This is a genomic window from Spirosoma aerophilum, assembly GCF_054782495.1.
Genome location: NZ_BAAGSJ010000038.1, coordinates 1 through 11803 on the forward strand (window position 1 = coordinate 1; position 11803 = coordinate 11803).

An 11803-nucleotide genomic window follows, 5' to 3' on the forward strand; every position below is an offset into this window, starting at 1 on the left:
TTGGGAGTGCAAAGGTAGGGGGATTTTGGCCCCGTGTCAAGACTTGCTCCTAAAATAAATAGGCCCTCGCCAAAGATAATTTGGCAAAGGCCCGTATGTCAGTGAGTTAGCGCGTCAAAAATGTTTAAACTTTTTTCAGCAAGTGGTTCTTCTTGCCTTTCGACACCAGTATATATCGCTCCTGGAGCCATTCCAAGTCAACCGGAGCGGCCGGATCAGCGACTTTCGTTTTATTGATGCTGACTGCATTTTGGGTAATTGCCCGACGAGCCTCTCCCTTCGATGCATAGACTTCTCCCCTGCTGGCTACGGATAAAAGATCTGTAATGTCTTTACTATTGGCCAATTCGTCAGCAGAGACCTCCGTCTGGGGCACGCCTTCAAAGATAACCTCGAACTCATCGACCTGAATTGACCGTAGTGTTTCGAGCGTAGCCTTTCCAAACAGCACCTCCGATGCCTTTACGGCTAATTCGTAGCCTGCCTGTGAATGTATACGGATTGTTACTTCTTTAGCAATGGCTTTCTGTAATATCCGAAGGTGCGGAGCTTCTGCATGCTGACGCTCTAATTCTTCGATGTCCTCTTTAGACAGCAGCGTAAATACTCGAATAAGCCGGGGGCAATCCGCATCGGTTGTGTTTAACCAGAATTGGTAGAACTGGTAGGGAGACGTCAGCGCAGGATCGAGCCAAACGTTACCGCTCTCTGATTTACCAAACTTCGTTCCATCAGCTTTTGTCACCAATGGAGTTGTCAGCGCAAATGCCTGGTATTCTTCACGGCCTTCCTTACGCCGTATCAGTTCTGTTCCGGTTGTGATGTTCCCCCACTGATCGGAGCCACCCATCTGTAAGCGTACATTCTTATTTTTGTATAACCAGTAGAAATCATACCCCTGTAATAACTGGTAGGAGAACTCTGTGAAAGAAATGCCGGTTTCAAGACGCTTTTTGACTGAATCCTTGGCCATCATGTAATTGACACTAATATGTTTTCCGGCCTCTCGCAGAAAACCCAGGAAGGTGATTTCTTTGAACCAGTCGTAATTATTGACCATCTCAGCGGAGTTGGCCCCGCAGTCGAAATCGAGAAACTTGGTTAGTTGCTGACGAACACCATCCTGGTTACGTCGCAGTGTTTCTTCAGAAAGGAATTCCCGCTCAGCAGCTTTACCCGAAGGGTCACCGATCATACCCGTGGCCCCTCCTACCAGGGCGAAAGGCTTGTGACCCGCCCGCTGCAGATGAACCAGCAGCATTACTGTAGCCAGATTACCAATATGAAGCGATGCCGCCGTCGGATCGAAGCCTATATAACCAGCCGTAATTTCTTTCTGGAGTTGTTCTTCGGTGCCAGGAGTCATGTCATGCAACATGCCACGCCAGCGGAGTTCTTCAATAAAATTCATATGTGTAATAAAGAGAAAGAGTGAGGCATGGCAAACGAAGGCGGCTTGCGGGCAATCGTCTACTCCCCAGCTCTTTTGATAAGTTGCAAAATTAACGGTTTATGGCAAAAGAAGGGACGAATCACCGTAACTCAGAAACCGGTAGTCATTGTCAAGCGCTTCTTTATACACGCGTTTCCAGTCGTCGCCGATCAACGTAGCGATGAGCAGAATTAATGTTGAGCCAGGTTGATGAAAATTGGTAATAATACCTTTACACATTTTCAGTTGATAGCCCGGCGTAATATAAATACCTGTGTGTGCTACGACCGACACCTTATTGGCAGTCTCCATATAGTGCAGAACAGCTTTAAGAGCATCTTTCACACTGGGTTGTCGGGTGGTCGGCAGTTGGTATGCATACTCCTGGTCGAGCAGGAATGGGTTTGCTTCACCTTCGATCAACTGGGCTCCTATCCAGTATAGACTTTCCAATGCCCTCATCGACGTTGTGCCAACGGCTATAACAGACTCTGAGCGCTCAAGCAACTGACGAAGATTTGACTGCGTATAAACAACCTGCTCGGTGTGCATGTGATGCTGGCGAACATCTTCCGTTTTTATGGGCTGAAAGGTTCCGGCACCAACATGTAGAGTCAGATAGTCATACTCAATACCATTCTTAGTTAGCGCGTCGAATACGGCCGGGGTAAAATGCAGTCCGGCTGTGGGAGCGGCTACGGCGCCTTCCTGTTTCGAATAGACGGTTTGATACGAATCCCGGTCGGCATCGGTTGCCTCCCGTTTGAGGTAGGGCGGTAATGGGATTTCCCCAACATACTGTATAATCTGAGCAAATGTCAACTCTGCCGGTTGCCAGCTTAGCTTCACCACGGACTGGTCATAATCATGCCACTCGACAGTGAGCAGGCTATGGCCGTCTGGTGTTGGAACAACCGTTTCCAGCCTTTCACCTGGCTTCCAGCGCTTGCGATTGCCAATCATTCCCTGCCAGATAGCTGAACCAGTAGCTTCCATAGCCTGCACGATTGGCAGATCGGATGGAAATGGATTCAACAGAAACAGTTCAATGACAGCGCCGGTCAGCTTGGTGAAGTGCAGCCGTGCCGGAATGACCTTCGTATTATTAAAGACCAGAAAGCTTTTTTCGGGCAACAGACCGGGCAGGTCCGAGAACTGTTGATGGCTGATCAGACCACGCTTATAAACCAGTAGTTTCGAGGCATCCCGTTGGGCCAATGGATAACGGGCAATACGCTCATCGGGCAAGTCGTATTGAAACTGGCTCAATAACAATTCACTGTTGTCACTCATCATCTCCCGGTTTCATGGATAAACGTATGGGCAGTGACGCGATCACCACAATTAGAATGACCGTACTAAGCGGTAGCAACCAGGCATATTCAACTGCCCGGATGGGTCGGTCTGACCGGTTTAGAAACGACAATACCAAAAGGCCCAACCCAAGTATTGTGTTAATGGCCGACATAAGCAGGCTGAACCAGTTCTTGAAAATGATGTTCAGTTTGGGCCTGTGAGCTGCCCATACCGACTGGTTCGGCACCGGAATTTTATCTGTAGGCACCTTAACAAACAACCGGGCAATCAGGTTGATGACGGTGTTACTAATCAGGAAGATGGCAATGGCCATGTAAAAAATCACTTCCCGATTCATGGTTTGAACTGGGTGATTCTGCTCGTCAAATCGAACTACTACCTCATCAGGATAGGAAATATAACTACTGAAAAGAGCGAATAAAAATCCGGCAATCGAGACGATACGCCATACCCGGACGAAAAAAGGACCTGCTTTCATTTAAATGAATGAATGAGTGAGTTAATGAGTAAATGAGTGAATTACTTCGGTGGGTAGTGCAATTTACTCACAAACACTTTATGAAATTTACGTTTGGCTTTTTCAAATCAGGGCGCAAAGGTAAGGCCCGAACGGGGGAAATCCCTTAGCTTAGCCATTTGTTGAGCATTTTGGTTTAGGTATTGTATGAAGATTTACACAAAAACGGGCGATAAAGGCCAAACAGCGCTGATTGGCGGACGACGCGTGAGCAAAAGCGATTTACGAATTGATGCCTATGGCACGGTCGATGAACTTAATTCGTGGATTGGACTTGTTCGTGACCAGCCGGTGAATCTCGAACGTCGGGATCTATTAAAAGAGATTCAGGATCGGCTTTTTACAATCGGTTCCGAACTCGCCACCGATCCGGAAAAGGCTCCTCAACGAGCCATGCCCGCCATCATCCCCGATGATGTTAGCCTACTGGAACAGGCTATGGACACTATGGATGCTGAATTGCCCGAACTGCGGGCCTTTGTGCTACCGGGTGGTCATGAGTCGGTTTCGTTCTGTCACCTCGCCCGAACGGTTTGCCGCCGGGCCGAACGATTGATTATAACCCTAAACGACGAATCAGTCGTGGATGAATTAGTCATACAATATATCAATCGCCTGTCTGACTACCTTTTTGTGCTGAGCCGAAAAATGGCACAGGAATTGAACGCAGAGGAGGTAGCCTGGAAACCAAGAGCCTGACCCTTCTTCTCGGTCTATGATAAGAGGGGTTGAAATAATTGACTTTAACAAGACTTTGAGACTCTTTCTGTCGTTCCTGATGACAGGAAGAAAAAAAAGTTGTCTTGACAACTAAACTTAGTCAATCTAATTTTTTAGCTTTGCCACAGCCTGTCTATAAGCGGGCTAACTCATTAACCACAAGCTGTTATGACGACGGACGTATTACAAATTGAATTGCGAAAAGCGGAACGCTCACGCATTCAGGAGGTCGATTTCAATCATCTGCCTTTCGGCAAACACTTCTCGGACCACATGTTTGTGGCCGATTTCATAGATGGTCAGTGGCAGAATCAGATGATTGTGCCGTTCGACAACTTCACGCTAAGCCCTGCTCTGTCGTCGCTGCATTATGGCCAGTCTATTTTTGAAGGTATGAAGGCGTTCAAAAATGAGGAAGGTCAGGTATCGCTGTTCCGCCCTTATGCCAACTTTGAGCGTATGAACGAGTCGGCCCGACGGATGTGTATGGCTACGCTACCCGAAGAAGTATTCATTGGGGGCCTGGAAGCACTGCTGCGTGTTGATGCCGACTGGGTACCAAGTACTCCGGAAAGTTCGCTTTATGTTCGGCCTTACATGTTCGCCACAGACACGTTCCTGGGTGTCGCTCCGTCGAAAACCTACCGCTTCTGCATTTTCACCTGTCCGGTAGGTGCTTATTATTCGAACCCGCCCAAACTCAAGGTTGAAACGGAATACATCCGTTCGGCACCGGGTGGGGTTGGGTATGCGAAATGTGCCGGTAACTACGGCGGTTCGTTGTATCCGACATTGATGGCGCAGCAACAAGGGTATGATCAATTGATCTGGACTGACGCTCGTGAGCACAAATACATTGAAGAATCGGGTACGATGAACATCATGTTCATGATCGATGGTAAGTTAGTAACCCCGGCCACGTCTGATTCCATCCTGAAAGGTGTTACCCGCGACTCGATCATCCAGATTGCCCGTAGCTGGGGTATTGAAGTCGAAGAGCGGCTGGTTTCCATCGACGAAGTGATTGGCGCGATCGAAGCGGGTCGGTTAACCGAAGCATTTGGTGCTGGCACTGCCGTGGGTTCTTCGCCATATTCGCTCATCGGCTACAATGGTAAAGATTATATGCTGCCTGAATTTGCACCCGAAGAGTCGTTCGCTGTTCGGATTAAAAATTACCTGTCAGACCTGCGTACCGGTAAGGTAGAAGATACCTTTGGCTGGATGCACCAGGTTTAGTTTTATGTAAGCTTTGCCAGAAAGCCCCGGCCATTCGGTCGGGGCTTTCTTATTTGTAATCAGTAAGCTTCAGGATCCGCTATGTCTGGTAGATTAATTTAACGTGAATAATGGGTTGATTAGCTTAAAATCTAGCTTAAACGCAGTTATCACCCACGTTATACAGCGATTATATCAAAAATATATAGCCTGGATTCTGATCTTCAGTTAAACGAATGCTAACCTGCATTTAGCCATTATTCACGTTAATTTAAATAGTCCTGAGATCTATTTAGTCGAAGCTGTTGGTACATTGGCTCCGGGACCGATCTTAATTTTCAATCCGAAATCTTTGCCTTTAGATACGTCTTTCAGGACAACGGATTCACCGGCTGACCCCGACCAGCGAGAACCGCCCGACTCGGGTTTCGAGGTTCCGTAGCGGGCGTTGAAGTAGGTGCTTAACTCTTTCTGGTAATCGCTCACCGATTGACGGCTGTTCAGAAACAAGTCGACGTCGATCGACGAAACCTTATTGTTTTTTTGGTAATAAAGAATGTCAGACGATTCGAGGTTTGGTAGTTCAATCGTATAGCCGATATGGTTGGCATCGCTCTCGAACGACTCCCCTTTCTCCATAGTTTTTACATTGGCAAAGTCGTCGCCAAGGTTGATACCCCGCCAGTGGCTGTCGGCCGTGAGCCCTAAATCAGTCAGGTGCCCTTGTATAGCCAGCGTAGAGGTTGCTGCAGCTGAGGAATCAGTGACCGTAGAATCTTTTACCTGCGCGCTATCCTGCTGGCGACTCCGGCAAGCCTGTTGGTAGTGAAAAATTGGAAGAAGTATAAGTAGTAAACCTATTCGTTTCATTCGCTCTATAACGTGTTAATCTACCGGCAAAGGTAGAGTCTACCGGTCGATTTACACGGCAACCGCCTTCTGAAAAAGCCAGGCTACAGTTATTATTTACGATTGCCGTCACCATGGCACCTTTTTTAGCTCACTCGTTTACCCTGCAGCAACATATCGACGGCATCGCCGAACGAACCGGCCGGGGTTACCTGACCACCGTTGATGAAGAATATTTCATCTGCATTTTCAATCGTATTCAGTCGGTGAGCAATGATGATACGGGTTGTCTTTTCGGGAAGGTTTCGAAGAATTTCCTCCAGGAATTGTTCCGTAACGGTGTCGATATTGGCAGTGGCTTCGTCCAGAATAAGCATGTCAGGATCGCGCAAGACGGCCCGCATGAAAGCGATCAGTTGTTTCTGGCCAAGACTAATCCCATCGCCACTTGTTTGAATAGGGGTGTCCAGCCCTTTATCGAACCGCTCCACTAACCCGTTCAGATTCTCCTGTCGAATAACCTCCGCCAGTTGGTCATTCGTATACTGTTGATAGCGCTCATTGCCGTAGAGTATATTCTCCCGAACGGTGCCGGTGAAAAGAAAGGGCTCCTGAAGGATGAAGCCGATTTTACGGGTGCGCTCTTCGGGGGTATAGGTTCGTATGTCTTTGCCATCCAGCCATACCGTTCCGCTCGTTGGGTCATATAAACGGGCAATCAGCGATGCCGTTGTGGTCTTACCGCCCCCCGTTGGCCCAACCAGCGCATAGGTCTTGCCTCTGGCCAGGTCAAAACTGATATTATGCAACACCTGCTGGCCATTCGGATAGCTGAACGAAACCTCCTGAAAGGAAAGCAGGGCTGATTTTGGGCTAGTTACCGTGTGCTCATCAAGAGTAAGCAGGTCTGTTTGTAACGTGAGTAAATGAGCTATACGATCCCAGCCCGCCAGCGCTACCTGAAAGTTTGCCCACAGGGCGGCCAGTTGCCGAAGCGGATTGTACACATTATTGACATAGGAGAAAAAGCTAATCAGCAAGCCAATCGTAAAATTCCCCGTCGAGATCAGGTAAATCCCAAAGGTCAGTATAATGAGTTGACCCAGGTTGGCGGCCATGCCGATAACAGGCGTAAACACGTTGTTAGCCAGCCCGGCACTGATGGATGTCCGGTAGCTTTGCTGGTTAGCTTCATCAAATCGTTTTCGGAAATAATCGCGTCGGTTGAAAGCAATGATTACCTTAAAATTGTTCAGGTTCTCCTGAATCTCGGCACTCAGGTTGCCTACGCTTCTCAGGTTGATCGCATTTTTCTGTTTCACCCAAGCCGACGTTGCTTTTGTAAAAACCCACATCAAGACAGCGGGCGTTAGTGCTGCAGCGCCCAAAGGTGGATTCAAAAACAGCAGAAACAGAGCAGCACCGGTCAGCGTGACAATGCTTCCGATAAACTGCATCAATGACTGCGAAAAAAACTGATTCAGCTTATCGGTATCGTTATTGATCCGGGAGATAAGATCGCCCGCTTTATTTTGGTTGAAAAACGAAACGGGCAGCTCCTGCAGTTTATTGAATACTGCATTTCGCAGTTTAAACAACGTACGCTGCCCTATACCGCCCATCAGCCGCGTTTGCAGGTAATTGGTTGTGAAGGCAATGCTGGAGAGCCCAAGCAGGATACCTGCGTTTCTTATAATACCATCAAATTGCTTTGTCTGAACGTACTTATCAATCGTGTACCCAATCAGCATGGGGCTCACCAGTGTAAGTACCGAATTAACGAGAATAGCCAGAAACGCCAGAACAAGAATCCGGCGTTCATCGCTAATGAGCGTCAGCAGTTTTCGAAGCGCTTTGTAAGTCGTGTATTTCTCCTCCTTCTGCCCGGAAACCTGACTAAGATCGTATTTCATATTGGCTGGTGCTTCGCTGGGATTGATAGATCTGAACGTACTCGGGACTGGTAGCCATCAGTTCAGGATGCGTACCTTTTGCCAGAACTTCGCCTTCCATAAGCAGGATGATCTGCTCATAGTCCTCTACAGGGGCTATTTTCTGGGTCACCGAGATCAGTGTCAGGCCGGGGTAATTTTGCTGTATGTTGGCCAGGATTTTCTGTTCCGTACTAGCGTCCACACGAGCCGTAAAATCGTCGAGCAACAGTACTTTGGGGTTAAGCGCCAGGGCACGGGCCAGCATAATTCGTTGTTTTTGACCGCCCGATAGGCTATTGCCCCGTTCCGAAACCATCGTTTGGCCTTTATCAGGCAGAGCGTCAATGAACCCATCCAGTTCAGCTGTTGCAATGGCTTTCTCCAGCTGTTTATCCGTTACGGTATCATTAAAGGCGATGTTTTCCCGGAGGCTCGCATTGAACAGGATACTATCCTGAAATACAAAGCCGACCTGTTGGTAGAAGACATCCTGGTCGTAATTCTCTATCGGTTCGCCATCATAGACTATACTACCTGAGTTTGCTTTGATAAGGCCTGTTAACAGATAAAGCAATTGACTTTTGCCAGCCGCTGTCGGGCCAACAATAGCCGTCCGACTGCCTGCTTTCACAGAGAAAGAAACAGCCTTCAGCACAGATTTTTCACCGTACGAAACTGACACATCGCTGAGATGAATATCCCCCGTCAGTGACGTATTTATCATTCCGGTGTTGGCGGGCTCACCGGCCTGCAATACCTCATTGACACGTTCGTACGAAGCCGATGCCTGCGCAATGACGTTACTCATAAAACCAATTACGATAATCGGGAAGATGAGCAGCGCGAGGTAGCTGTTAAAGGCCGTAAACTCCCCCAGCGACATAGAGCCCGTAATGACAAAATGCCCGCCAAGGACCAGAATAGTCAGGGCGGCCATATTCGCCGTAAAACTTATGATGGGAATGAGGGCAGCAAACAGACGTAAAATAGCCACTCCTAAATCTTTCGCTTCTGTGTTAGCCGCGATAAATTTATCATATTCCAACTGTTGTGAGTTAAGCACCCGGATAATAGCCGAGCCAAGAATACTCTCGTTGATAACCCGATTCAGCCAGTCGATCACCTCCCGAGTCCGTTTAAACAAAACCCGGACTTTTTTCAGAATCAGGTAAAAGGTTATGCCAATAATGGGCACAATGGTCAGCACGGCCAGCCCCAGTTGCCAGTTGATGTTAATCATCAGAATACTGGCACCGATGATGATGCAGAGCGATGACACAATGGACACGATCGCCTGAGAAACAAACAACTTGACCGAATCGATATCGGAGGTCAGGTTTGTCAGCAACCGGGAGGGATTTGTCTGCTGGATATAGGCAAAACTCTGACGGGATAGTTTACCGGCCAGTTGGGTTCGCAGGTCGCGCGCCACGCGCTCCGATGCATACGTCTGTATGATACTTTGCAGGTATGTGAAGATGAAAATAAACAGCGCAGCCACCAGAAATTCAATGAGCACCGTTCGCAGGATAAACGTCCCCGTAGTATAAGTGTCGATGCCACGAGCGATCAGTATCGGGAGAAGTAAGTTGACCCCATTACTGATCAAGGCAAACAGAATGAGCAACATGATCATTCCCGAGTACGGCTTTAGCAGACTTACTAAAGGGGACGACTTTTTAGAGGACGCTTCTTTTTTGGGAATGGTCTTGTCCATATTCGATTCGGGTGGTGAAGAACTCAAAGATAATGGTAACGTCATGTGAAAGCCGCGTAGCCGGAGGTTAAAAAAGAGACGAACTCTTTACCCTTCAACTACGCAGCGTTCCACCGGGCTGGCGTTTCAGCGACCTTACTTATACCTTATTCTTTTTCGACTGGCTTCGACACATCCACGATCTTCGTGGCTACGCCCGTTTTTCGTTCCTCAATCTGTTCGAGCAACTTAAGTCCCATCAGGCCATTCATGGAGCCTTCGGTGCCTGTGCCAGAACCGTTGATGACAATATCGGGAATCACACGAATATGGCCTTTGCCAATCTCTTCGGTAATCTTGAACCGTGTAAAGTTCTCTTCGCCCATCGCCTTCACCTGCAACTCATAGGCTTCGGCGGTTGAACGACCAATTGCCAGAATTTTCTCAGCTTCGGCGGAACCGGTTTTGGCAATGCGTTCGGCTTCCGCATCGGCGGTTAGTTTGGTCGCTTCGGCATCGGCAGCAGCCTGACGACGGCGTGCTTCGGCATTGGCCTCGGCACGAACTTTGGTGGCTTCCGATTCAGCACCGACCTGCAATTTCAGGCTGCGGGCCTCCCCTTCCGATTTTTTAACGGCGGCATCGGCTGTGCGCTGGGCAATCTCAACGCTTTGCTGGGCCTTTACCACCTCCCGCTGAATATCAGCCAGGGCCGTTTCGCGCTCCATACCCTGCCGCTTTTCCTGCGCCATCCGCTGCGTTTCGTAGGTCTTTTCCTCTTCCTGCGCAATTTTTCGATCGGTCAGGGTTTTCATCAGGCTATCGGGCGGTACAATATCGCCGATAAGCGTATCAACGGCATTCACGTTATATATTTCAAGCACTGTCCGGATGTGTTCGCGAGCCGCTTCCTGCCGTTCTTTACGGGTACTCAGGAACGCAATCACGTCTGAGTCTTGCGCTGAGTTCCGGAAATAGTTACCAATGGTGGGCTCCAGCACCTGCGAAACCAAGTTCGTCATGCTGCCAAACCGAGCAATCACTTTCGGCGCTTCGACCGACGGAATGTGGATGATCTGGGCCACATCCAGGTTGAACGGGAAGCCGTCTTTTGAGCGTACGGTTATGGTCGACAAGTTGCGGTCCAGGGCGTGGGCTTCCGTTCGGGCGTTGGCCCAGTTCAGAACAAGGTTCGTTGTAGGCACGACTTCTACCTTCATCGTAAAGGTATTGATTGGGTATTTGCCCGGTCCGACCGGCTCCATCCAGACTCCCCGAAAACCTTTCTGTACAATATTCCCATGTTTGAACGCCACACCCGACTGGTCTTCGCCATCTTCGCCAATGTACGAGATCACAACGCCAACATGACCAATAGGGACTTCGGTCATGGGTATCTCTTCGATCTGAACGGCCCAGGGATTGATATAATACGAACCCGCCAGTACAACCTGTGGCTGAAGGCCCCGGTTACCACCATTTTGCAGGAAGAAATCCACATTCTGAAAATTGTTGTGCCCCTCAACATTCCGGCCGGCAATTTGCCCCGGTTGCAAAGGGGCACCATCGAGCGTAGTTATAATACCAACCATATTCTCCCGAATCACGGTCATATCGGCAATAGTGACCGTAAAGGCATACGGATTGATCCGGTAGGTTCCCGGCGTAAGAACCGACGTTTGTCGACCTTTTTGTCCGCCACCGTTCAGAAACCGTTCGGTATCCTGAAAATTATCGGACTCCACACGACGGGCCAGTATATTACCGGTAGGCAGTTCGGCACCATCATTCGACAACACCAACCCTATTTTTCCTTCCGGCACGACGGTAAACGGCTGCATCGTAATGCCATACTGCCACGGCCATAGCCACCAGTACAGACCGGGCGCCAGCGTTTGCGCCTGGTAACCGGCCTCTCCTTTGGTAGCGATGATACGGCCATCGGGCAACCCCCGATCTGCACCTACCAATACATATTTTTTGGTTACCAGACCAATCTTGTCTTCGGGAACGATCACCATCCCGAACAAAAAGCGAAGTACCCATTTGTAGAGTACAACCATGAGAACGAACACAATCAGCCATGACCAGGCCGACATCAGGGATAAAAATTCCATGAA

Annotated in this window: 9 protein-coding genes; 2 read left to right on the top strand and 7 right to left on the bottom strand. The window is 48.9% G+C overall.

Annotated features, from left to right (window positions below; translation table 11 throughout):
* Positions 1-124 precede the first annotated feature (124 nt).
* The 3 genes from tyrS to ACYVK4_RS29870 form a co-directional block, all read right to left on the bottom strand.
* Positions 125-1411 (bottom strand): tyrosine--tRNA ligase, encoded by a 1287-nt coding sequence (gene tyrS / locus ACYVK4_RS29860; protein ID WP_461131253.1) that lies wholly within the window; start codon positions 1409-1411, stop codon positions 125-127.
* A gap of 99 nt (positions 1412-1510) precedes the next feature.
* On the bottom strand, positions 1511-2725 hold the full coding sequence (locus ACYVK4_RS29865) for an S-adenosylmethionine:tRNA ribosyltransferase-isomerase (protein WP_461131541.1): 1215 nt from the start codon (positions 2723-2725) through the stop codon (positions 1511-1513).
* Entirely contained in the window at positions 2718-3227 is a 510-nt protein-coding gene (locus ACYVK4_RS29870; RefSeq protein ID WP_461131254.1) for a hypothetical protein, read from the bottom strand. Before ACYVK4_RS29870 ends, ACYVK4_RS29865 begins: the two co-directional genes overlap by 8 nt.
* Before the next feature lie 186 nt (positions 3228-3413).
* Between ACYVK4_RS29870 and ACYVK4_RS29875 the strand changes: the two genes are divergently transcribed.
* On the top strand, positions 3414-3965 hold the full coding sequence (locus ACYVK4_RS29875) for a cob(I)yrinic acid a,c-diamide adenosyltransferase (protein WP_461131255.1): 552 nt from the start codon (positions 3414-3416) through the stop codon (positions 3963-3965).
* A 189-nt stretch (positions 3966-4154) separates the two neighbouring features.
* Entirely contained in the window at positions 4155-5225 is a 1071-nt protein-coding gene (locus ACYVK4_RS29880; RefSeq protein ID WP_461131256.1) for a branched-chain amino acid aminotransferase, read from the top strand.
* A 267-nt stretch (positions 5226-5492) separates the two neighbouring features.
* Here ACYVK4_RS29880 and ACYVK4_RS29885 read toward each other — a convergent pair whose 3' ends face one another.
* From ACYVK4_RS29885 to ACYVK4_RS29900, 4 genes are all read right to left on the bottom strand, one after another.
* A complete protein-coding gene (locus tag ACYVK4_RS29885; RefSeq protein WP_461131257.1) occupies positions 5493-6074 on the bottom strand; it encodes a hypothetical protein in 582 nt (193 codons plus the stop codon).
* A gap of 125 nt (positions 6075-6199) precedes the next feature.
* The gene (locus ACYVK4_RS29890; RefSeq protein WP_461131258.1) at positions 6200-7966 is read right to left on the bottom strand and encodes an ABC transporter ATP-binding protein; all 1767 of its coding nucleotides are present in this window, start codon (positions 7964-7966) and stop codon (positions 6200-6202) included.
* The gene (locus ACYVK4_RS29895) at positions 7950-9704 is read right to left on the bottom strand and encodes an ABC transporter ATP-binding protein (protein ID WP_461131259.1); all 1755 of its coding nucleotides are present in this window, start codon (positions 9702-9704) and stop codon (positions 7950-7952) included. The genes ACYVK4_RS29890 and ACYVK4_RS29895 overlap by 17 nt, the downstream gene beginning before the upstream one ends.
* 146 nt (positions 9705-9850) lie before the next feature.
* On the bottom strand, positions 9851-11800 hold the full coding sequence (locus ACYVK4_RS29900) for an SPFH domain-containing protein (protein ID WP_461131260.1): 1950 nt from the start codon (positions 11798-11800) through the stop codon (positions 9851-9853).
* Between the last annotated feature and the right edge of the window lie 3 nt (positions 11801-11803).